Origin of the sequence: Streptomyces sp. NPDC102259 (genome assembly GCF_044766465.1) — a bacterium.
GTDB lineage: Bacteria > Actinomycetota > Actinomycetes > Streptomycetales > Streptomycetaceae > Streptomyces.
On sequence record NZ_JBIWMA010000005.1, the window covers coordinates 460,527 to 482,108 of the forward strand.

The 21,582-nt window shown below is 72.9% G+C and carries 18 protein-coding genes; 5 read left to right on the top strand and 13 right to left on the bottom strand.

Annotated elements, in window-relative coordinates; all coding sequences use genetic code 11:
* Nucleotides 1-22: 22 nt before the first annotated feature.
* Nucleotides 23-1,687 carry a CTP synthase gene (locus ACIRPU_RS16280; protein ID WP_403867160.1) on the bottom strand — a complete coding sequence of 555 codons (1,665 nt, stop codon included), beginning with the start codon at nucleotides 1,685-1,687 and terminating at the stop codon, nucleotides 23-25.
* A gap of 468 nt (nucleotides 1,688-2,155) precedes the next feature.
* Here ACIRPU_RS16280 and ACIRPU_RS16285 point away from each other — a divergent pair, with 468 nt between their 5' ends.
* Nucleotides 2,156-3,958: a glycoside hydrolase family 15 protein gene (locus ACIRPU_RS16285; protein ID WP_355705094.1), complete on the top strand. Its 1,803-nt coding sequence runs from the start codon at nucleotides 2,156-2,158 to the stop codon at nucleotides 3,956-3,958.
* Between the two features lie 67 nt (nucleotides 3,959-4,025).
* On the top strand, nucleotides 4,026-5,408 hold the full coding sequence (locus ACIRPU_RS16290; protein ID WP_403867163.1) for an FAD-binding oxidoreductase: 1,383 nt from the start codon (nucleotides 4,026-4,028) through the stop codon (nucleotides 5,406-5,408).
* Between the two features lie 52 nt (nucleotides 5,409-5,460).
* Here ACIRPU_RS16290 and ACIRPU_RS16295 read toward each other — a convergent pair whose 3' ends face one another.
* Entirely contained in the window at nucleotides 5,461-6,429 is a 969-nt protein-coding gene (locus ACIRPU_RS16295; protein WP_403867166.1) for an LLM class F420-dependent oxidoreductase, read from the bottom strand.
* A gap of 81 nt (nucleotides 6,430-6,510) precedes the next feature.
* On the opposite strand from ACIRPU_RS16295, the gene ACIRPU_RS16300 reads away from it, so the two are divergent.
* The gene (locus ACIRPU_RS16300) at nucleotides 6,511-8,154 is read left to right on the top strand and encodes a PucR family transcriptional regulator (RefSeq protein ID WP_403867169.1); all 1,644 of its coding nucleotides are present in this window, start codon (nucleotides 6,511-6,513) and stop codon (nucleotides 8,152-8,154) included.
* A gap of 3 nt (nucleotides 8,155-8,157) precedes the next feature.
* Here the strand turns inward: ACIRPU_RS16300 and ACIRPU_RS16305 are convergent, their stop codons facing one another.
* The 6 genes from ACIRPU_RS16305 to ACIRPU_RS16330 form a co-directional block, all read right to left on the bottom strand.
* The gene (locus ACIRPU_RS16305) at nucleotides 8,158-9,285 is read right to left on the bottom strand and encodes a glycosyltransferase family 4 protein (protein WP_403867171.1); all 1,128 of its coding nucleotides are present in this window, start codon (nucleotides 9,283-9,285) and stop codon (nucleotides 8,158-8,160) included.
* 230 nt (nucleotides 9,286-9,515) lie between these two features.
* Nucleotides 9,516-10,277 carry a hypothetical protein gene (locus tag ACIRPU_RS16310; protein ID WP_403867173.1) on the bottom strand — a complete coding sequence of 254 codons (762 nt, stop codon included), beginning with the start codon at nucleotides 10,275-10,277 and terminating at the stop codon, nucleotides 9,516-9,518.
* A gap of 74 nt (nucleotides 10,278-10,351) precedes the next feature.
* A complete protein-coding gene (recN, locus tag ACIRPU_RS16315; protein WP_403867226.1) occupies nucleotides 10,352-12,070 on the bottom strand; it encodes a DNA repair protein RecN in 1,719 nt (572 codons plus the stop codon).
* A 131-nt stretch (nucleotides 12,071-12,201) separates the two neighbouring features.
* Complete coding sequence (locus ACIRPU_RS16320; protein WP_355704944.1) at nucleotides 12,202-13,113, bottom strand: NAD kinase; 912 nt, start codon at nucleotides 13,111-13,113, stop codon at nucleotides 12,202-12,204.
* A complete protein-coding gene (locus ACIRPU_RS16325; protein ID WP_384120483.1) occupies nucleotides 13,110-13,925 on the bottom strand; it encodes a TlyA family RNA methyltransferase in 816 nt (271 codons plus the stop codon). The genes ACIRPU_RS16320 and ACIRPU_RS16325 overlap by 4 nt, the downstream gene beginning before the upstream one ends.
* Nucleotides 13,926-13,979: 54 nt before the next feature.
* Nucleotides 13,980-14,285, bottom strand: a complete 306-nt coding sequence (locus tag ACIRPU_RS16330; protein WP_403867177.1) for a hypothetical protein — start codon at nucleotides 14,283-14,285, stop codon at nucleotides 13,980-13,982.
* A 42-nt stretch (nucleotides 14,286-14,327) separates the two neighbouring features.
* Here ACIRPU_RS16330 and ACIRPU_RS16335 point away from each other — a divergent pair, with 42 nt between their 5' ends.
* Nucleotides 14,328-14,675, top strand: a complete 348-nt coding sequence (locus tag ACIRPU_RS16335; RefSeq protein WP_403867180.1) for an SCP2 sterol-binding domain-containing protein — start codon at nucleotides 14,328-14,330, stop codon at nucleotides 14,673-14,675.
* On the opposite strand, the gene ACIRPU_RS16340 is transcribed toward ACIRPU_RS16335, so the two are convergent.
* The 4 genes from ACIRPU_RS16340 to ACIRPU_RS16355 form a co-directional block, all read right to left on the bottom strand.
* Nucleotides 14,659-15,543, bottom strand: coding sequence for an ABC transporter ATP-binding protein (locus ACIRPU_RS16340; RefSeq protein WP_384120477.1), 885 nt, complete (start codon nucleotides 15,541-15,543; stop codon nucleotides 14,659-14,661). The two genes, ACIRPU_RS16335 and ACIRPU_RS16340, sit on opposite strands and share 17 nt — an antisense overlap.
* Nucleotides 15,540-16,601 (bottom strand): FecCD family ABC transporter permease, encoded by a 1,062-nt coding sequence (locus ACIRPU_RS16345; RefSeq protein ID WP_403867183.1) that lies wholly within the window; start codon nucleotides 16,599-16,601, stop codon nucleotides 15,540-15,542. The genes ACIRPU_RS16340 and ACIRPU_RS16345 overlap by 4 nt, the downstream gene beginning before the upstream one ends.
* Complete coding sequence (locus ACIRPU_RS16350; protein WP_403867186.1) at nucleotides 16,598-17,641, bottom strand: FecCD family ABC transporter permease; 1,044 nt, start codon at nucleotides 17,639-17,641, stop codon at nucleotides 16,598-16,600. The genes ACIRPU_RS16345 and ACIRPU_RS16350 overlap by 4 nt, the downstream gene beginning before the upstream one ends.
* 117 nt (nucleotides 17,642-17,758) lie before the next feature.
* The gene (locus ACIRPU_RS16355) at nucleotides 17,759-18,787 is read right to left on the bottom strand and encodes an HAD hydrolase-like protein (protein WP_403867189.1); all 1,029 of its coding nucleotides are present in this window, start codon (nucleotides 18,785-18,787) and stop codon (nucleotides 17,759-17,761) included.
* A gap of 73 nt (nucleotides 18,788-18,860) precedes the next feature.
* On the opposite strand from ACIRPU_RS16355, the gene ACIRPU_RS16360 reads away from it, so the two are divergent.
* Nucleotides 18,861-20,144 (top strand): DUF1015 domain-containing protein, encoded by a 1,284-nt coding sequence (locus ACIRPU_RS16360; protein ID WP_403867192.1) that lies wholly within the window; start codon nucleotides 18,861-18,863, stop codon nucleotides 20,142-20,144.
* Between the two features lie 65 nt (nucleotides 20,145-20,209).
* Here ACIRPU_RS16360 and ACIRPU_RS16365 read toward each other — a convergent pair whose 3' ends face one another.
* A complete protein-coding gene (locus tag ACIRPU_RS16365; protein ID WP_403867229.1) occupies nucleotides 20,210-21,085 on the bottom strand; it encodes a hypothetical protein in 876 nt (291 codons plus the stop codon).
* Between the last annotated feature and the right edge of the window lie 497 nt (nucleotides 21,086-21,582).

A 21,582-nucleotide genomic window follows, 5' to 3' on the forward strand; every position in this document is an offset into this window, starting at 1 on the left:
CGGCCACCGTACAACTGGTGTGTTACTTCGAAGTCTTCTCCGCCTCGACGGTCCGCTGGACCGCGGCCTTCACGAGGCCGGCGAACAGCGGGTGCGGACGCGTCGGCCGCGAGCGCAGCTCGGGGTGCGCCTGCGTGGCGACCAGATACGGGTGGACGTCCCGCGGGTACTCGACGTACTCGACGAGCTTGCCGTCCGGCGAGGTGCCGGAGAACAGGATGCCCGCCTTCTTCTCGAGCTCGGCGCGGTAGGCGTTGTTCACCTCGTAGCGGTGCCGGTGACGCTCCTCGACGTACTCCTTGTCGTCGTACACCTCACGGACGATCGAGCCCTCGGCCAGCTTGGCCGGGTACATGCCCAGGCGCATCGTTCCACCCATGTCGCCCTCGCCGGCCACGATGTCGAGCTGCTCGGCCATGGTGGAGATGACCGGGTGGCCGGTGGCCGGGTCGAACTCGGTGGAGTTGGCGTCGCCGATGTCGGCCAGGTTGCGCGCCGCCTCGATCACGATGCACTGCAGGCCCAGGCACAGGCCCAGCAGCGGGATCCTGTTCTCGCGGGCGTAGCGGATCGCGCCGACCTTGCCGAGCACACCGCGGTCGCCGAAGCCGCCCGGGATGCAGATCCCGTCGACGTCCTCGAGCTGCGCCTTGGCGCCCGCCGGGGTCTTGCAGTCGTCCGACGTGACCCACTTGATCTTCACGCGGGCCTTGTTGGCGAAGCCGCCGGCGCGCAGCGCCTCGGTGACCGAGAGGTAGGCGTCGGGCAGGTCGATGTACTTGCCGACCAGGGCGAGGGTGATCTCGTGGTCGGGGTTGTGGACCCGGTCGAGCAGATCGTCCCAGGTCGTCCAGTCCACGTCGCGGAACGGCAGGTCCAGCTTGCGGACGACGTAGGCGTCCAGGCCCTCCCCATGCACGGTCTTCGGGATGTCGTAGATCGACCGGGCGTCGGGGCAGGCCACGACCGCGTCCTCGTCGACGTCGCACATCAGCGAGATCTTGCGCTTGATCGCGGTCGGCACCTCGCGGTCGCAGCGCAGGACGATCGCGTCCGGCTGGATACCGATGTTCCGCAGGGCCGCGACCGAGTGCTGGGTCGGCTTGGTCTTCAGCTCACCCGAGGGACCGATGTACGGCAGGAGCGAGATGTGCACCACGAAGACGTTGTCCCGGCCCACCTCGTGACGAACCTGGCGGACCGTCTCCAGGAACGGCAGCGACTCGATGTCGCCGACCGTGCCGCCGACCTCGGTGATCACGACGTCGACCTCGTCCGTGGCCATCCGGCGGATGCGGTGCTTGATCTCGTTGGTGATGTGCGGGATGACCTGCACGGTGTCGCCCAGGTACTCGCCGCGCCGCTCCTTGGCGATCACCGTCGAGTAGATCTGGCCTGTAGTGACATTGGCGGAGCCGTCCAAGTCACGATCGAGGAAGCGCTCGTAGTGTCCGATGTCCAGGTCGGTCTCGGCGCCGTCGTTGGTGACGAACACCTCACCGTGCTGGAAGGGGTTCATCGTGCCCGGGTCGACGTTCAGGTATGGGTCGAGCTTCTGCATCACGACGCGCAGACCCCGTGCCTTCAGCAGCATGCCGAGGCTGGAGGCCGTCAGGCCCTTGCCGAGCGAGGAGGCGACACCCCCGGTGACGAAGATGTGCTTGGTCGTCGTGGATTTGGGCGTCATGGCCAAGAGGGGGCTCCCGTGGTCGCGATTCGGAGGTGCGGTTCGGGGGCTTCGAGACCACCGGTCCACGGGCTACCAGGGTATCAGCGCCTCAGGGAGATGGCTTCCGGCCACGCTCCGCGCACAGGTCGACACGGGCCGCCCCCGCGCACCGGTTCCTCACCCGCTGCTCACCCGTTCGGCCCACCCGCGTTGTCCGGAGCGGCACGCAGATCATCTACGTGCGTCGTATCCTGCTCGGACACTCACTGCCGAGCCCGGTCGGCAAGACGGCACACCCCAGTCCGTATCCCCACCGGAACAACGAGAGCTCGTCAGTTCGTTGAGCAGGAATCGGCGTTTTGCCTATATGGCTGAGCGGCTGCTTTGCTTCAGCGCTCAACGACGCATTACAACGACCCCTTGACCGCACTAGCGACAGCCCCCGTTCCACATGGGGGTGACGTGGCCGTTCGACTGGAGTTGCACGTGGCCGGGCGCATCGAAGATTACGCACTCATCGGAGACATGCAGACCGCCGCGCTGGTCTGCCGGGACGGCACAGTCGACTGGCTGTGCCTGCCCCGCTTCGACTCGCACGCGATCTTCGCAGGTCTGCTCGGCACCGAGGAACACGGCTTCTGGCGCCTCGGTCCCGCGCACGCCTCCGACGCGCCCCCGCCGCGCGCTGCCCGGCGCACCTACCGGGGCGACTCGCTCATCCTGGAGTCGGAGTGGGACACCCCGCGCGGCACGGTCCGGGTGACCGATTTCATGCCCCCTCGCGACGGCGCGCCCCAGCTGATCCGGATCGTCGAGGGCGTCTCGGGCCGCGTCCCGATGCGCTCCGCGCTGCGCATGCGGTTCTCCTACGGCCGGGTCGTGCCGTGGGTGCACAAGCACGAGGGCCGCACGGTGGCCGTCGCGGGCCCGGACTCCGTGTGGTTCGACACCGAGTGCGAGACCTACGGCAAGTCGCTGACCACGTACGCCGACTTCACCGTCGCGCCGGGTGACCGGATCGCGTTCACGATCTCGTGGGAGCCCTCGCACAAGCAGCCGCCCCCGCTGCCCGAGCCCGAGCAGTCGCTCCAGGCGACCGAGGACTTCTGGCGCGAGTGGGTCGAGCACTGTACGTACCACGGTCCCTACCGCGAGGCCGTGATCCGCTCGCTGATCACGCTCAAGGCGCTGACCTACGGCCCGACCGGCGGCATCGTCGCCGCGCCCACCACCTCCCTGCCCGAGGACATCGGCGGCGTCCGCAACTGGGACTACCGCTACACCTGGCTGCGCGACGCGGCCATCACGCTGTCCTCGCTGCTGCGCACCGGCTACCGCGAGGAGGCCCGCGCCTGGCGCGAGTGGCTGCTGCGGGCCGTCGCCGGCGACCCCGAGAACCTCCAGATCATGTACGGCATCGCGGGCGAGCGTGAGCTGGGCGAGGCCGAGCTGGACTGGCTGCCCGGCTACGAGAACTCCGGCCCGGTCCGGGTCGGCAACGGGGCCGCCCACCAGCTCCAGCTGGACGTGTACGGCGAGGTCACCGAGGCCCTGCACCTCGGCCACATGACCGGCCTGGCCCGCAACGACTACGCCTCCCTGCTCCAGCTCAAGCTGATCCGCTACCTGGAGCAGCACTGGGACGAGCCGGACGAGGGCATCTGGGAGGTGCGCGGCCCGCGCCGCCACTTCGTGCACTCCAAGGTCATGGCCTGGGTCGCCGTCGACCGCACGATCAAGCTGATCGAGTCCGGCGACGCGGACGGCCCGCTGGAGAAGTGGCGCGAGCTGCGCGACGACATCCACCGGGACGTGTGCGAGAAGGGCTACGACAAGGAACGCAACACCTTCACGCAGTCCTACGGCTCCAAGGAGCTGGACGCGTCCCTGCTGCTCATCCCGCAGATGGGCTTCCTGCCCCCGGACGACAAACGCGTGATCGGCACCATCGAGGCGATCCAGCGCGAGCTCTCCACCCCGGACGGCTTCATCCTGCGCTACCCCACCTCGGGCGGCGACGAGGGCGTCGACGGCCTGCCCGGTGACGAGGGCGCCTTCCTGGCCTGCTCGTTCTGGATGGCGGACGACCTCGCGATGATCGGCCGGGTGGACGAGGCCCGCAAGCTGTTCGAGAAGCTGCTCTCGCTGCGCAACGACCTCGGTCTGCTCGCCGAGGAGTGGGACCCGCGCCTCCAGCGCCAGGTCGGCAACTTCCCGCAGGCCTTCAGTCACGTCCCGCTGATCGACACGGCCCTGCGCCTGACGGCGTCGGGGGCCTACGGCGGCTGAACAGGACCGACACGGCCCGCCCGCCTAGGCTGGGAGCCAACAGCCCCTTTCCGGAAGGGGGCGCCCCATGGCCTCCCCATCGAAGGCGGGCGCGGCTCTGTCCGCGCTGCGCGAGGAACTGACCGGCGACGTGTTCGCCCCGGAGGATCCGGGTTACGACGAGGCCCGGACCGTCTTCAACTCGATGATCGACCGCCGGCCCGCGGTGATCGCCCAGTGCGTGGACGAGTCCGACGTCGTACGGTCGGTGCGCTTCGCCCGTGACCTGGACCTGCCCATCGCGGTACGCGGCGGCGGACACAGCGTCGCGGGCATGGCGCTGGGCGACGGCGCCGTGGTGGTGGACCTGCGTCACATGCGCGCGGTCACCGTCGACCCGGCCGCCGAGGCGGTGCGGGTCGCGGGCGGGGCCACGATGAGCGACCTGGATCGCGCCTGCCAGCCCCACGGACTGGCCACGACCGGCGGACGGGCCTCCACCACCGGCGTCGGCGGCTTCGTCCTCGGCGGCGGCACGGGCTGGCTGGACCGCTCGTGCGGGCTGGCCGTCGACAACCTGCTCGGCGTCGAGCTGGTCACCGCCGAGGGCCGGCAGGTCCACGCGAACGCCGACGAGAACCCGGAGCTGTTCTGGGCGCTGCACGGCGGCGGCGGCAACTTCGGCGTCGCCACCGCGCTCACCCTGAAGCTGCACGAGCTGCCCGAGTTCTCCATCGCGCTGCTGCTGTACCTGCCCGAGTTCGGCGCCGAGGTCACCCGCACCTACCGGGACCTGATCACGGCCGGCCCGGACGAGGCGTCCGGCGCCGTCATCTACCTCACCGGCCCGCCCGAGGAGTTCGTCCCGCCGCACCTGGTCGGCTCGCTGCTGTGCGGGGTGCTGCTGACGTACGCCGGCGCCGAGGCGGACCTGCGCAAGCTCGCCGAACCGCTGCTGGCGATGCCGCACGAGAGCGAGGTCGTCGGGGCGATGCCCTACGCCGACGTCCAGTGCATGATCGACGATCCCCCCGGGATGCGGAACTACTGGTCGGCGGAGTACCTGACGGGCGCCCCGGACGACTTCGTGGACGTCTACTGCGCCCGTGGCCGGGCCATGCCCGTGCCGACCGGCACCATGCACGCGCTGTTCCCGCAGGGCGGCGCGATCGCCGCAGGCCCGCACGAGTACCCCGTGCCCTACCGCGACGCGCCGTGGGGTGTGCACCCCTTCGGGCTGTGGGAGGACCCGGCGGACGACGAGCGGTGCGTCCAGTGGGTCCGCGACGTCCGGGCCGACGTACAGCCGTGGAGCACGGGCGCGGTCTACCTCAACTTCATCGGCGACGAGGGTGCCGACCGGGTCGTGGCGGGCGTCGGCGAGGCGAACGCGCGGCGGCTCGCGGACGTGAAGCGGCGGTTCGACCCCGACAACGTCTTCCGCTTCAACCACAACATCGAGCCGGCCTGAGCGCCGTCGGCCCGAGCGCCGGTCCGGGCCGTCGAGCCCCGCGGGGGCGCCGTCAGCCCCGCGCGAGCGCCGCCAGCGCCGTCAGTGTCCGCTCCCCCGCCGGATCGGCCGCCGTCGCCGGGACGAGCGCGATCTCGTCGAGTCCCGCCTCCGCGTAGGCGTCGATCCGGGCCCGCACGGCGTCGATCCCGCCCACCAGGCCGACGGTGGCCGCGGCTGCCGCCGGCAGGGCGCGGACCAGCGTGGCGCGGTCGGCGCCGCCCGCGGCCAGCTCGACGGCCGCCCCGAAACCGGCCTCGGCGAACACCTCGCGGTACCCCGGCACCGTCAGGTATCCGGCGATGCCGCCCAGCACCTCGGTGAGCGACTCGGGCGCCGGGTCGACGGCCGCGGGCAGCCAGGCGGCGAGCGTGGGCCGCGTACGTCCCGCCCGCTCGGCCGCCGCGTCCAGCTTGGCGCGCAGCTCACGGACCTGCTCCGGGGAGACGACGTCGAGCAGCATCCGGTCGGCGTGCGTGGCGGCCGCGGCGATCGCGCGGTCCCCGAAGGCGGCCACGGTGAGCGGGCCGCCGGGCGGCGGGAGCCGGCGCCGGAAGGCGCTGCCGGGCACGACCGGCTCTCCGGGCACACCGTGCAGCAGCGCGCGGACGGCCGCCGCGGTCTCGGTCAGGACGGCGGCGGGGCGTACCCGGGGCCGCCCGTGCACGCCCTCCACGACGCGCCTGCTCGACGTGCCCAGCGCCACGCCGACCGCCCGTCCGCCGGTGACGGCGGAGACCGACGCGGCGCCCCGGGCGAGGGTGTACGGGTCGCGCACCGACACCGGGACCGGCCCCGCCGTCAGTGCGGCCCGCTCGGTCACCCGGCCGAGCGCCGCGGCGAGCACGAAGGCGTCCCAGGTCGGCCCTTCGCCCGCCCACACCTCGCGGTAGCCGAGCCGGTCGGCGAGCGCCGCGACGCGCAGCGGTTCGTCGACCGGACTGTCGTCCTCACGGGCCACGGCCACCACACTGAAGTCCATGGCCCGCCGCTACCCGGCGTCGGCCGGCCCATGCGGGCACGGAGATGTCACCGGCACGTCCGCGCAGGTAGCGTCCGCTGCATGGACAGCCGCACGGACCACCGATTCGACAGCCAGAGCGCCGGCATCACCGTCCGGCGCGCGCTGGAGCTGCCCGGCCTGCGCAGCGGGCTCCCCGAGATCCTCGCGGGCGCCGACCGGCTGGGGCGCACGGTGCGCTGGGTGCACGCGGGCGAGGTCCCGAACATCGCCTCGCTGCTCAAGGGCGGTGAGCTCCTGCTGACCACGGGCTACGGCCTCGGCACCCGTCCGGCGGAGCAGCGGGTGTTCGTCCGCACCCTGGCCGAGCGGGGTATCGCGGCCCTGGTGATCGAGCTGGGCCCGCGCTTCACCCGGCTGCCCGCGGCCCTGGTCGAGACGGCGCGCGCGACCGGGCTCCCTCTGGTCCAACTGCACCGTGAGGTGCCGTTCGTGACGGTCACGGAGGAGATCCACACCGAGATCGTCAACGGGCACTACGCACTGCTCCAACAGGCCGAGGAGGTGCACCGGCGCTGTACGGAGGCGCTGCTCGGCGGCGGCGGGATACCGCAGGTCCTGGGCATCCTGGCGGACTTCAGCGGCAACCCCGTCTTCCTGGAGACGACCGAGGGCCAGCTCCTGTACGCCGCCGGAGCCGGGCCCGAGGGCGCCGACCCGCTCCAGGTGTGGGAGGGCTTGCGCGGGCCGCACAAGGAGTCGCCACCGCCGGCCGGCTCGGTGCTGGTGGACGTGCCCGGGGGCGGCCCGGGGGCGGGTTCGGTACGCGCCCGGCTCGTGCTGCTGCCCGTGCGCGCCCCTCTCGCACCGGTGCACCGGATCGCCGCCGACCGGGCGGCCGGGATCCTGGCCGTGGTGCTGATGCAGGCCCGCCAGGAGGAGGAGCTCGCGGCTCGCGGCCGGGGCGACTTCCTCACCGACCTCGCCGAGGGCCGGATCGCCGCGGAGGACGCTCCGGCGCAGGCGCGCGTCCTCGGCTTCAAGCCCGGCGCCAGTCCGCTGCTCCCGGTCGTCATGCGGCTGGGCGACGGGCTCTCCCCCGGCGGGGGCTGGGCGGTGCTGGCGCGGGCGGTCGCGGAGGAGCTGGCGTCGGTCGGTGTGCCCGTGCTGCTCGGCGTGCGGCCGGTGGAGGGGCGGGTGCCGCTCCTGCTGGGCCTGCGCTCGGAGTCGGAGCGCTCGGCGGTGGCGGACCGGGTCGCGGCGGCGCTGCGGGCCGGGGTGGAACGGGCCGGGATGCAGCGGCCGGGGGCCCAGCCGCCGGTGGTGGTGGTCGGGGTGGCGGGCGGCTGGGCGGCCGCCTCGGCGGGCCTTCGACACGCGGCGGAGACGGCGACCGCCGCGCAGGGCCTGCCGGACCGCCCCTGGTACGACGCCCGCCGCCTGGACATCGACCTCCTGTTGTGGAGGCTGCGCGACCAGCCCGACCTCGCGGCCTTCGTGGACCGTGCGATCGGCCCGGTCCGCGACCACGACCACCGCTCCAAGCCGCCCCTGCTGCCCACCCTGGAGACCTACCTGGCGCACGCGGGCCGCAAGGCGGAGACCGCCCGCGAGCTGCATCTGAACCGCCAGACGCTGTACAACCGCCTCGCCCGCATCGGCGAGTTGCTCGGCACCGACCTCGACGACCCGCAGACGGTCCTGGCGTTGAGTCTGGCGCTGCGGGCGCGGCGGCACGTGGCGTAGGGCTCAGATCATCGGCTGGAGCTGCGTCAGCTCGTCGTAGACGCTGAGGACCTGGGCGACGGTCTCGTCCTCGGTGGGCCAGTCGGCCGCCTGCCGGGTCCCCAGGTCCCGCAGGATTTCGGCCCGTTCGGGGTCGTCGAGGAGGCGTACGACGGCTGCGGCGAAGGCCTGCGGATCACGCGGCGGGACCAGTTCGGCCGCGTCGCCGACGAGTTCGCGGATCCCCCCGGTCAGGGCGGCGACGAGCGGTACGCGCGCGTGCAGGGCCTCCTGTGCCAGGACCGACCGGGACTCCCCGCCGCCGGGCAGCAGCGCGAGGTCGGCGGCGGCGAGCAGTTCGCTCACGTCGTCGCGGCGCCCCAGCAGCCGGACCGGCAGCTCCTCGTCCTCGATGCGGCGCTGGAGCTCCGCGCGCTGCGGCCCCTCCCCCGCCACCACGACCAGCGGCACGGGGTCGAGATCGCGCCAGACGCGCGCGGCGTCCAGCAGCAGTTCGTGACCGCGGTGGCCGTCCAGGGCGCCGACGGCCATGAACAACGGGCGTCCCATGGCGCCGAGTTCGGCCCGCAGCTTCGAAAGCGGCGGTTCGGGCTCCTCGGTTCCCTCGGTCCGGCGAGATCGGGGCAGCGCCACGGCGGCGAGCCGCGCGTCGCGCGCACCGGTCCTGCGGGCCCGGTCGACGAGATCGGAGGTGGTGCCGAGGACCACGGTCGCCGCCCTCGCGACCCGCCGTTCCAGCAGGCGCAGCAGATGGGCGCGGGCCCCCTCGGCGTGCGCGCGGTTGTGCCAGGTGACGATGAGCGGGGTGCGCCGGCCGCTGAGTGCGAGGACGGCCCGGAACGAGGCGTGCAGTCCGTGCGCGTGGACGAGGTCGGCGTCCGTGCAGGCCGCCCGGAGCGCCGCCACGGACCCCGGATCGCTGCTGCGCGGCACGTGCACGTGTTCGGCGCCGACGCCCGTGAAGTCGTAGGTGTCATCCGCCTCGCCGGGGGCGCACACCGTCACTCGCACGCCCCGCGCGACGAGCCCCGCGGCCAGGGAGCGCACGTGCGCGCTGCTGCCGGCGTTGGCGCCGCCCAGCACCTGCACGGTGCGCAGCGACGACTGGCCGTGCGGTGAGTGGCTGCTCACGTGGCCGGGGCTCCTGGTTCGGCGTCGGACGGTCACGAAGAAACGTACAGAAGGACCGGGCGGAGGGGTGGACCGCTGGCGTTCCTCCACGTACTACGCCCAAGGATGCCAGCACGTACGGGTGTTCCGTGCCGTCGAGCACCCTGACACCCGGTCACAGGCTCCCCCGCCTCACCCACACGGGTGAGAGAAGTCGGGGTTCCGTTCGATTACCCGCTTGCCGACCTCGCCTACCCGAGTGCCGACCTCGCCACCTCGCTCACCCGCTCCCCGTACACCGCCGCGGCCACGACGGCGGCGGCGTGCGCGATCAGACCCGCACGGCCGTTGCCGGCCACCACCGCCGTCCCGAGCAGCGCGCCGAGCGCGTGTGCCCCGCTGTCGCCGAGCATCTCCCGCCCGGCCAGATCGTCGGGCAGAACGGCCGCGGCGGCTCCGACCGCCACGGCGGACAGCTCACCCGCCGCCCCCGCGCGCAGCGCCCCGGGCGCGCCCAGGGCGAGGACGGCGCCGGCGGCCCGTCCGGGGCGCACGTCCACGAGGTTGACGAAGTGCGCGGCCCCGGCGATCACCACCCCCGCCAGCACCTGGTCCAGGAACCGTTCCTTCAGCAGCGTCCCCGCCACCAGCCCCGCCGCCGAGACACCGAACAGCTTCACGGCCCCGCTCGTGACCTCGCCCTCCCGCAACGCGCCCAGGTGGGCCCGAAAGCCCCGCCGCGGGTCACCGGCGCCGGCGACATCGTCGTACGCCCCGCAGGTCCCGGCGGCGGCCACGGCGAGCGCGGCGGCCGGAGCCGTCCGCCCGGCCGCGAGCGCGCCCGCCAGGGCGGCGGCGGGGCCGGAGTACAGCCCGACCGTCCGCCCCGCGTGGTTCTCGCGCTCCCAGCGTGCGCGCCCGCCGGGCGCCGCGGCCCGCAGCGCGGCAGCCGTCACCCAGGTCAGCCCGGCCGCCGCAGCGAACGCCGGGCCCCGTCCCCTCCGTGTGAACATGCCCTCACCCTAGGGAACCCACGACGGCCGCCCCGGCACGCGGACCGACCGGGACGGGCCGGCGCCGACCGTCTCTAGCGGTCCGCGCGGGCCGTGGCCAGCAGTTCCTCCGCGTGCGCCCGAGCCGTCTCGGAGTCCTCCTGGCCCGCGAGCATCCGGGACAGCTCCCGGATGCGGTCCTCGCCCTCCAGGACCTTGACGCCGGACCGGGTCACCGACCCGTCGTTGGTCTTCTCGACCAGCAGCTGCCGGTCGGCGAAGGCGGCGACCTGCGGAAGGTGGGTGACCACCACGACCTGAGCGGTCCTGGCGAGCCGCGCGAGGCGCCGCCCGATCTCGACCGCCGCCTTGCCGCCCACACCCGCGTCGACCTCGTCGAAGAGATACGTCGGCACCGGGTCCGTGCCCGCGAACACGACCTCGACGGCCAGCATCACGCGCGAGAGCTCACCGCCGGACGCCCCCTTGGCGATGGGCCGCGGCGGCGCGCCCGGGTGCGGGGCGAGCAGCAGCTCGACCTCGTCCACGCCGGCCGGCCCGTAGGCGACCCGACGTCCGCCGACCTCGACGCCCTCCGGGTCCTCGGTCTGCCGGATGTCGAACGACACGCGCGCGTGCGGCATGGCGAGCGAGGCCAGCTCGGCGGTCACGGCGGCGGCGAACCGTTCGGCGGCCTCCGTGCGCGCGTCCGTCAGCGCCTGCGCCAGCCCGCCGAGTTCGCCGCGCAGCGCGTCCCGCTCGGCGGTCAGCTCGTCGATGCGCTCGTCGTCGCCGTCCAGCTCGGTGAGCCGGGCGACGCTCTGCTCGGCCCAGACGAGCACCGAGTCCACGTCCCGCCCGTACTTGCGGGTGAGTCCGGTGAGCGCGGCCCGCCGCTCCTCGACTGCCGACAGCCGCAGCGGATCGGCGTCGAGGTCGTCGGCGTAACCCGCGAGCTCGCCCGCCACATCGCCCAGCAGGATCCCGATCTCCCCGATCCGGTCGGCGAGTGCGGCCAGCGCCGGATCGTGCGACCTGACGGCCTCCAGGGCCCGCTGCGCGCCCGCGACGAGCGTGGTGGCCTCGATGCCCTCGGGATCCTCCGGATTACCGGCGAGAGCGGCGTGGGCGGCCGTGGCTGCGGACGACAGCGCTTCCGCGTGCCCGAGCCGCTCGGCCTCCTCCGCCAGCTCCACGTCCTCCCCGGCGCGCGGTTCGACGCCGGCGATCTCGTCGAGCCCGAAGCGCAGCATGTCGGCCTCCTGGGCCCGCTCACGCGCGCGCGTGACGATCTCCTCCAGCTCGACCGCGACGGCCCGCAGCCGCCGATAGGCCTCGGTGTACTTGGCGAGCGGCACGGTCACCGCGTCGCCCGCGTACCGGTCGAGCGCCTGCCGTTGCCGAGACAGCTTCAGCAGCCCCTGCTGGTCGGTCTGCCCGTGGACGGCGACCAGCTCGTCGGCGAGCTCGGCCAGCACGCCCATGGGCACGCTCCGCCCGCCCACGTGCGCCCGCGACCGCCCCTCGGCGGAAACGGTACGGCTGATGAGCAACGCCCCGTCGTCGAGCTCGGCCCCGGCCTCCTCGGCCCGTACCAGCACCGAGGCGTTCGAGGGCACGGAGATCCGCCCCTCCACGACCGCCTTCTCGGCGCCGATCCGCACGAGCGCGGGATCAGCGCGCCCGCCCAGCAGCAGCCCGAGGCTGGTGACCACCATGGTCTTGCCCGCGCCCGTCTCACCCGTGACAGCGGTGAAGCCTGGCGACAGCTCGACGACCGCGTCGTCGATGACTCCGAGCGACCGTATCCGCATCTCCTCCAACACGGACAAGACCTTACGAGGTCGGGGGGAGGAAGTGCGACGCCCCCCGGCCCCACAGCACGAAGCAGCAGGTGGACGAAAGCGGAGAGGCCTCACTTATCACCCAGGCGAGTGGAGGTGCCTCACGGCTGGTGCCGGGCCCCTCGCCACCCGGAGACGGGCAGCGCGAACTTCGCCACCAGCCGATCCGTGAACGAAGCGTGATGCAGCCGGGCCAGCCGAACGGGCACCGCGCCCCGCCGCACCTCGACCCGGGCCCCCGCGGGCAGCTCGACCGTCCGCCGCCCGTCGCACCACAGCACGCCCGGCGGAATGTGCGGCAGCACCTCCACCGCGAGCACGGAGTCGGGCGAGGTCACCAGGGGCTTCGCGAACAGCGCGTGCGCACTGATCGGCACCATCAGCAGCGCCTCGACCTCGGGCCACACCACGGGCCCGCCCGCCGAGAAGGCGTAGGCCGTCGATCCCGTCGGCGTGGACAGCACGATCCCGTCGCACCCGAACCCGGTGACCGGCCGTCCGTCGATCTCCAGCACGACCTCGAGCAGCTTCTCCGCGCCCGCCTTCTGCACGGCCGCCTCGTTCAGCGCCCAGTCGGTGTGCACGATGTCCCCGTTGCGGTGCACGACGACGTCGACGGTCATCCGCTCCTCGACCTCGTACGCCTTCGTCACCACCCGGTCGACGACCTTGTCGAGGTCGTCGCGCTCGGCCTCGGCGAGGAAGCCGACACTCCCGAGGTTGACGCCAAGCATCGGCACCCCGGACGCCCGCGCGAACTCCGCGCCGCGCAGCAGCGTGCCGTCGCCGCCGAGCACGATGAGCAGCTCGCATCCCTCCAGGCACTGCGGAGTGGCCTCGGAGACCAGCTCCACCTCCTCCGGCAGGGGCAGGTCGGCGGCCTCGTACTCCAGGACGCGCACCCCGATGCCCTCACGCAGCAGCCCCTTGACGACCAGCTCGGCGCTGCGGATGGCCGCGGGCCGCCCGGTGTGGGCGAGCAGGAAAACAGTACGAGCTCGGTTCTGAGTCAACGCGGCCCCTCCGCAACTGCACGATCGACATCGGCCGGGTCGAGGGCAGGCGCCCCGGCCCTGAGCCACAGAAAGTACTCGACATTGCCCGAAGGGCCGGGCAGCGGGCTGGCGGTGACACCCTTCACCCCGAGCCCCAGGTCCCACGCCTTCCCGGCCACGCCCCGCACCGCTTCCGCCCGCAGCTGCGGACTCCGCACGACGCCCCCGCTGCCGAGCCGTTCCTTCCCCACCTCGAACTGCGGCTTGACCATCATCACCAGGTCCGCGTCCGGCTCGGTGCACCGTGCCAGGGCCGGCAGCACCAGCCCCAGCGGGATGAAGGACAAGTCCCCCACGACTAGATCCACAGGCTTCCCATCGATCGCTTCAAGCGTCAACTCGCGTACGTTCGTACGGTCCTTGACGGTGACGCGTTCATCGCTGCGGAGAGACCACGCGAGTTGTCCGTATCCGACGTCGACGGCGACCACGTGCGTGGCCCCCGCCCGCAGCAGCACATCGGTGAACCCGCCGGTCGACGCGCCGGCGTCCAGCGCCCGCCGCCCCTCCACCACGAGCCCCTGCGGTACGAACGCGGCCAGCGCCCCGGCGAGCTTGTGGCCGCCCCGGGACACGTAGTCGGGGTCGTCGCCGTCGACGGCGACGACGATCGCGGCCGCCGTCTCGACCTGGGTGGCGGACTTGGTCGCGACGGTCTTGTCGACGGTGACCCGCCCTGCGGCGATCAGCTGGCCGGCATGCTCACGCGAGCGCGCGAGCTTGCGGCGGACCAGCTCCGCGTCCAGACGGCGTCGTGCGACTCCTGCCACGTTCGGTTCAGCTCCTATTGCCGTACGCATTCGAAAGGTGTGACCCGAAGGGTCTCATTGAGGGACGCTGGTCGGGCGACCGGCGGGAACCGGAAGTCCCGGGCGGGCGTCGAGCGCGGTGAGCGCGTCACGCAGCCCCCGGTGCACATCCTCGTACACCTCGACGTGTCCGTCGGCGGCGAGGTGGTCGGCGTCGGCCAGCCGGTCCAGCAGGGCGTCCACCTCCGCGTCACCGGTGGGGGCCCGGGGGACGTCCAGCGGAGCGGCAGCCGCGGGATCGTGCTCCTGCTCCCGCTCCTGCTCCGGTGCCGGCTCCTCGGGCACGGTCTGCGTCCCCGTCTCCGGCGCTGTGTCGCTCATGCGAAGACGCTACCTCGAACGCCTGGGGTACCGTCGATCACGATGGCCACGATCGAGGAGTGCCACGCCGCACTCGAGAAGCTCTCGGACAACATGCGCAGCGCCGAAGGGGACGTCCGGACGGCCGCCGCCCTGGACCGTTCGGTGAGCTGTTGGATCACCGACCTGGACGTCACGTTCGTCGGCCGTATGACGGACGGCCGGATCGTCGTGACGGACACCCTTGCGGGGCCTCCCCCGCAGAAGGCCCAGATCAGGCTGACCATGACCGGCGACGACCTGGTCGCCCTGGTCGCCGGCGAGCTGAACTTCGCGAAGGCCTGGGGCTCGGGGCGGGTGAAGCTGGAGGCGGGCCTGCGCGATCTGTTCCAGCTCAGGAAACTTCTGTAGCGAGCGCCTGCTCGACCCGTACGCGTGCCTTCCGCGCCGCCGGAACCACCAGCGGGGTGCCCGTCTCCGGGTCGTCGATGACCTGGCAGCGCAGCCCGAAGACCTCCTCCACCAGCCCGGCGTCGACGATGTCGTTCGGCGCGCCCTGCGCGATGACCTCCCCGCCCTTCAGCGCGATCAGGTGGGTGGCGTACCGGGCCGCGTGGTTGAGGTCGTGCAGCACCGCGACGAGCGTGCGCCCCTGCTCCTCGTGCAGCTCCGCGCACAGGTCCAGTACGTCGATCTGGTGCTGGATGTCGAGGTAGGTCGTCGGCTCGTCGAGCAGCAGCAACGGCGTCTGCTGGGCGAGCGCCATCGCGATCCACACGCGCTGGCGCTGACCGCCGGACAGCTCGTCGACATAGCGGTCGGCGAGCTCGGCGACCCCGGTCTGCGCCATGGACTCCTGCACCACCCGCTCGTCCTCGGCCGACCACTGGCGCAGGATGCCCTGGTGCGGGTAGCGGCCCCGGCCCACGAGGTCCGCGACGGTGATCCCGTCGGGCGCGATCGACGACTGCGGCAGCAGACCCAACGTCCGCGCGACCTTCTTCGCGGGCATCGACTGGATGACCTGCCCGTCGAGCAGCACCCGGCCCCGGCTCGGCTTCAGCATCCGCGACAGCGCCCGCAGCAGCGTCGACTTGCCGCAGGCGTTCGGGCCGACGATCACCGTGAAGGAGTTGTCCGGTATCTCCACCGACAGCTGTTCGGCGATGACCCGCTGGTCATAGGCGAGGGTGACGTTCTCGGCGGACAGGCGGTTCACGGTGCTCCTTCGGTTGTTCCGGTCGGCCGGGCGGCCCTTGTCGTCGACCGCGCCACTCATATCCGCCCCGCTCTGCGCTCGGTGACGAGGAGCCACAGCAGGTACACCCCGCCCAGCACACCGGTGACCACGCCCACGGGCAACTGCCCGTCGCCGAAGAGCCGTTGCGAGGCCCAGTCGGCGGTGACCAGCAGGGCGGCGCCCATGCACAAAGACGGCACGAGGTTGGGCCCGGGCGAGCGGGTCAGCCGCCGGGCGAGCTGCGGCGCGGTGAGCGCCACGAAGCTGACGGGGCCCGCGGCTGCGGTGGCGGCCGCGGTGAGCAGCACGGCGGAGACCATCAGCAGCAGCCGGACGCGCTCCACGCGCACTCCCAGCGCGTGCGAGACGTCGTCGCCCATCTCCATCATCCGCAGCCCGCGCCCGTTGGCGAGCACGAGCGGCACGAGTACGCAGACCAGCACGAGCAGCGGCCAGACCTGCTTCCAGTCACGGCCGTCGAGGGTGCCGGTCATCCACACGACCGCGCGGGCCGCGTCGACGAAGTCGGCCTTGGTCATCAGATAGCCGTTGACCGCCGAGGCGATCGCCGAGAGGCCGATGCCGACGAGCACCAGCCGGTACCCGTGGACGCCCCGCTTCCAGGCCAGCAGGTAGAGCAGAGTGCCGGTCGCCAGGCCGCCCACCAGCGCGCCGACGGCCACCTGGGCGGTGCTCCCGGAGAACAGCACGATCATCACGAGCGCGCCGGCCGTCGCGCCCTGTCCGAGCCCCAGCACGTCCGGGCTGCCCAGCGGGTTGCGCGACACGGCCTGGAAGAGCGCGCCGCCGAGCCCCAAGGAGGCCCCGACGAGCAGACCCACGAGCACCCGCGGCAGCCGCAGTTCGTTGACGATGAACTCCTGGCCGGCGTTGCCGTCGCCGAGCAGCGTCTTCACGACGTCGCCGGCCGGGATCGGGAAGTCGCCGGTGCCGATCAGCACCACGCTCGCGGCGAGCGCGGCCACCACCAGCGCAACAACGACGATCAGCGCCCGTGGCTCCAGCCGGACGGAGAACCCACCCGGGGTGCGCAGCGCCCGAGGGCGGCCGTGGGGGATCTTCTGCGCGGTCTTCACAGCTGTGCCGTCCTCCGCCGTCGTACGAGAAAGATGAAGACCGGGCCGCCGATGATCGCGGTGATGATGCCGACCTGGACCTCCGACGGCCGGGCGACGACCCGGCCGATGACATCGGAACCGAGCAGCAGCACCGGCGACAGGACGGCCGCGTACGGCATGATCCAGCGCAGGTCGGGGCCGGTGAACGAGCGGACGATGTGCGGGACCATCAGTCCGACGAAGACGATCGGGCCGCAGGCGGCGGTGGCGGCGCCGCACAGCACGGTCGCCGCCAGCATCGACAGCGCCCGGGTGCGGTTCAGGTCGGCACCCAGTGCCTTGGCGGTGTCGTCGCCCATCGTCACGGCGTTCAGCGGCCGGGCGAGGGCGAACGAGAGGAGGGTGCCGACGACCAGGAAGGGCAGCACCTGCCGGATGGTCTCGTCGGTCGCCGTGGACAGCGAACCGACCGTCCAGAACCGCATCCTGGCGAGGGCCGCGTCATCCATGATCATCACGGCCTGGAGATAGCCGTAGAGCGCGGCGCTGATCGCCGTGCCGGCGAGCGCGAGCCGCACCGGAGTGGCTCCCCGGCTCCCACCGAGGAACCAGACCAGCGCACCGACGGCGGCCGCCCCGAAGAACGCGAACCACACATAGCCGGTCAGGCTCGTGACGCCGAAGTAGGTGATGGCGGTGACGACGGCCGCCGAGGCGCCCGCGTTGATACCGAGCAGCCCGGGGTCGGCCAGCGGATTGCGCGTCAGCGCCTGGAGCACGGCGCCGGACAGCCCGAGCGCCGCCCCGACGAGCAGCCCCAGCACGGTCCGCGACAACCGCTCGTCGACCACGACGTCCGCGTACGTCCCCGAGTCCTCGAACAGCCCGTGCAGAACCTGCGCGACGGACAGCTCCTTGGCCCCGACGGCGATGCTCATCACCGCCACCAGCAGCAGGACCGCCACGGCGGCGAGCAGCCCAACGGAACGTATCGCCCGGCGTTTTGGAGGCGCGGGGGCGGTCTCCGCGCGCTGTTCGGGAACACTGTCGACCAACACGCAGTTAGGTTAGCCTACCCTGCCAATGCGTCTCGATCCCTGGTCATGGCCCGTGCCAGGGTTCACAGCATCACCGCTTCGCGGCCCCACCGCCCACGCCTCGTCCGGCCCGGCGGTTCACAACCCCAGCCGCGCCAGCGCCTTCCCTCCGTCCAGCTCACAACTCCCGTCACCGGCCGCCGTCCAGGCCGCCGCGCACAGCGCCCGCAACCCGTCCATGGTCTCGCCGTCCCCCGCCAGCTCCAGACTCTCGGCGCCCGCGCTCGCCGTCCAGCCACCGCACCGGAAGCCGTCACCGTCCACGGCGACCTCGGGCTGACCGGTGAGCATCCCCCGCAGATCGCTGTCGACATACGTCGGCCGGTGCTGCGGCGGCGCCGCGAGCAACTGCGCCCCGTCGGTGACACCGGTGAGGACGAGCAGCGAGTCGACCTCGCCGTTGAACGCCCCCTCGATGTCCGTGTCCAGCCGGTCCCCGACGACCAACGGCCGCTCGGCGCCGGTCCGCAGGATCGTCTCCCGGTGCATCGGCGGCAACGGCTTGCCCGCGACCTGCGGCTCGGCGCCGGTCGCGATCCGCACGACCTGCACCGCCGCGCCGTTGCCCGGCGCGATGCCACGCCCGCTGGGAATCGTCAGGTCGGTGTTGGACGCGAACCACGGCACCCCGCGCGCGACGGCGTACGAAGCCTCCGCGAACCGCCCCCACGGCAGATCGGGCCCGCCGAACCCCTGCACCACGGCCGCCGGATCGTCGTCCGCCGACTCCACCGGCTCGAGCCCGCGCTCGCGCAGCGCGACCCGCAGCCCCTCCCCGCCGATCACCAGCGCCCGCGCGCCCGCCGGCACCTGCTCACTGATCAGCCGCGCGACCGCCTGCGCCGAGGTGATGACGTCGTCGGCGCCCGTCGGTATCCCCAGCTCCGTCAGATGCCCGGCCACCGCGTCCGGCGTCCGCAGCGCGTTGTTGGTGACGTACGCGAGATGCATCCCGCCCGCCCGCGCGGTGGCCAGCGACTCGACGGCGTACGCGATCGCGTTGCCCCCCGCGTACACCACCCCGTCCAGGTCGAGCAGCGCCGTGTCGTACGCCTCGCTCAGGGCCTGCCCACTGCCCTCGGGCCTCGTCCTGACGCTCCGGCTCATTCCACATCGCTCCTCGTTCGCTCCGCTTTCCCCCGATCATCCCGCATGCCACCGACAGACGTACGATGCCGGGATGAACTCAGCAGGTCACTCGGAAGCGACGGCGCCCCGAGGCCTGGAACTCACCCCGTTCCGAGGCCTGCGCTACGACCCCGACCGGGTCGGCAGTCTCGCCGCCGTCACCTCCCCGCCGTACGACGTCGTGGTCCGCCCCGACGGCCTGCACCACCTCCAGGACGCGGACCCGTACAACATCGTCCGCCTCATCCTGCCCCAGGCCACCACGCCCGCCGCCCGCAACGAACAGGCCGCCGACACCCTGCGCGGCTGGCTGTCCGAGGGCGTCCTGACCGCCGACCCCGAACCCGCCCTGTACGTCTACGAACAGCGGCACACGGACGGCATGCTCCAGCGCGGCCTGATCGGCACCCTGCGTGTCTCGGAACCGTCGGAAGGGATCGTCCTTCCCCACGAGGACGTCATGCCGCACATCGTCGCGGACCGCGCGGACCTGATGCGCGCCACGCACGCGAACCTGGAACCCCTCCTCCTCACCTACCGCGGCAACGGCACGGCGGCCGAGATCGTGGACCGCGCGGCGGAGCGTCCCCCGCTGCTCTCCACCACCACGGAGGACGGCTACAGCCACCGCCTCTGGGCGATCACCGACCCCACCGAGACGGCCCGTCTCCTCGCGGACCTCTCCCACCACCAGGCCCTCATCGCCGACGGCCACCACCGCTGGGCGACCTACCTGCGTCTACGCGCGGAGCACCCGTCCCCCAGCCCCTGGGACCACGGTCTCGTCCTGCTGGTCGACACCGCCCGCTACCCCCTGCGCGTCCGCGCCATCCATCGCCTCCTGCACGGCCTTCCGGTGGCCGACGCCGTGGCCGCGCTCGACGGCCGGTTCCGCGTCCAGCGCCTGGACGTCCCCCTCGCGGAGGCCCTCGACACCCTCGCGGACGCCGCCTGCGCGGGCAACGGGTTCCTCCTGGCGGGCGACGGCGCCTTCCACCTCGTCGACCGACCGGACCCGGCGCTGCTCGACCGCACGATCCCCGCCGACTTCCCGGAGGCCTGGCGCACCCTGGACGCCACGGTCCTGCACGCCACGCTCCTCGAGCACATCTGGCACATCCCGGAGGACGACCCCACCCGCATCGCCTACATCCACGACACCGCCGCGACGGTACGCAAGGCGGAACGCGACGGCGGTACGGCGGTCCTCCTGCACCCCGTCCGCGAAGAGGTCGTCCGCGAACTCGCCCGGCAGGGCGTCACGATGCCCCGTAAGTCGACGTCCTTCGGCCCGAAACCCGCATCGGGCCTGGTCCTGCGCGCACTCGACCTCTGAACGCACGAAGGGGCGGGACCCGGTCGATACCGGGTCCCGCCCCTTGCCGCTGCTAACGGCCTACATCAGTCCTCGTCACGGTCGACCACACCGTGCTCGGCCTCGTCACTGACGCCCTTGCCCTCGGCCGGCTCCTCGACCTCGTCCGCCTCTTCCGCCTCTTCCGCTTCCGTCGCCTTCTCGACGACGGCCCCGTCGGCCTCGGTCTCGGACGCGGACTCGGACTCGATCTCGGTCCCGCTCTCCGTCTCGGTCCCGTGCTCGTCCAGGGCGTCGACGAAGTCCACCCCGTCCAGCTCGGCGAGCCGGTCGGAGGCGTCCGTGCTGCCGTCCCGGTCGGCCTCGAGAGCCTTCGCGAACCACTCCCGGGCCTCGCCCTCACGCCCGGCGGCGAGCAGCGCGTCGGCGTACGCGTACCTCAGCCGCGCGGTCCACGGCTGGACGGAGCCGGCAGCGAGCTCGGGGCTCTGCAACGTCACGATGGCCGCGTCGAGTTGCCCCATGTCACGCCGGGCGCCCGCCGCGACGAGCCGCATCTCCACCTGGCCGGCCTTGTCGAGCTTGTTGACCTCGGGAGCGCCGGCCATGTCGAGCGCCTTCTCCGGCCGCCCGAGTCCACGCTCGCAGTCGGCCATGACGGGCCACAGCTCGACACCACCGGACATCCGCCGCGCGGCACGGAACTCGGCGAGCGCCTCGCTGTACTTCTGGGTGGCGTACGCGGCGAACCCGGCCGCCTCCCGCACGGCGGCGACACGCGAAGCGAGCCGCAGGGCCACCTTGGAGTACCCGTAGGCCCCCTCGGGGTCCTCATCGATCAGCCGGGCGACCATCACCAGGTTCTTGGCGACATCCTCGGCGAGCGTCTTGGGCAGGCTCAGGAGCTCCTGCCGTACGTCCTTGTCGATCTCGTCGCCGGTGACGTCCTCCGGAATCGGCAGCCGCTTGATCGGCTCCCGGTCCCGGTCCCGCTCGTCGCGGAAACGAGACCCGCCACCCTGCCGGTCGTCCCGACGGTCGTCGCGCCCGTCACGGCCCCGGAATCCACCGGACCCACCGGGCCGTCCACCACGGTCGTCCCTACGGGGGCCACGGTCACCGCGATCGTCCCGGGGACCGCGGAAGCCACCGCGGTCACCCCGGTTGTCGTCCCGCCGGTCGTCCCGGCGGAAGGGGGGACGCTCGCCACCACGGTCGTCACGCCGGTCGTCCCGGCGGTCATCGCGCCGGAAGGCGGGACGCTCACTGCCACGGTCGTCGCGGCGGAACGGGGGACGCTCGCCCCGGTCGTCCCGACGCGGCCCACGATCACCACGGTCGTCACGCTGGAACGCCGGCCGCGAACCACGGTCGTCACGCCGGTCGTCCCGGCGGTCATCGCGCCGGAAGGCGGGACGCTCACTGCCACGGTCGTCGCGGCGGAACGGGGGACGCTCGC

Coding starts and splice junctions, on each gene's coding strand:
- ACIRPU_RS16340 (WP_384120477.1), bottom strand. CDS start 15,543: ATGAGTGGCGCGGTCGACGACAAGGGCCGCCCGGCCGACCGGAACAAC.
- ACIRPU_RS16280 (WP_403867160.1), bottom strand. CDS start 1,687: ATGACGCCCAAATCCACGACGACCAAGCACATCTTCGTCACCGGGGGT.
- recN (WP_403867226.1), bottom strand. CDS start 12,070: ATGCGGATACGGTCGCTCGGAGTCATCGACGACGCGGTCGTCGAGCTG.
- ACIRPU_RS16290 (WP_403867163.1), top strand. CDS start 4,026: ATGGCCTCCCCATCGAAGGCGGGCGCGGCTCTGTCCGCGCTGCGCGAG.
- ACIRPU_RS16300 (WP_403867169.1), top strand. CDS start 6,511: ATGGACAGCCGCACGGACCACCGATTCGACAGCCAGAGCGCCGGCATC.
- ACIRPU_RS16335 (WP_403867180.1), top strand. CDS start 14,328: ATGGCCACGATCGAGGAGTGCCACGCCGCACTCGAGAAGCTCTCGGAC.
- ACIRPU_RS16330 (WP_403867177.1), bottom strand. CDS start 14,285: ATGAGCGACACAGCGCCGGAGACGGGGACGCAGACCGTGCCCGAGGAG.
- ACIRPU_RS16355 (WP_403867189.1), bottom strand. CDS start 18,787: ATGAGCCGGAGCGTCAGGACGAGGCCCGAGGGCAGTGGGCAGGCCCTG.
- ACIRPU_RS16295 (WP_403867166.1), bottom strand. CDS start 6,429: ATGGACTTCAGTGTGGTGGCCGTGGCCCGTGAGGACGACAGTCCGGTC.
- ACIRPU_RS16360 (WP_403867192.1), top strand. CDS start 18,861: ATGAACTCAGCAGGTCACTCGGAAGCGACGGCGCCCCGAGGCCTGGAA.
- ACIRPU_RS16310 (WP_403867173.1), bottom strand. CDS start 10,277: ATGTTCACACGGAGGGGACGGGGCCCGGCGTTCGCTGCGGCGGCCGGG.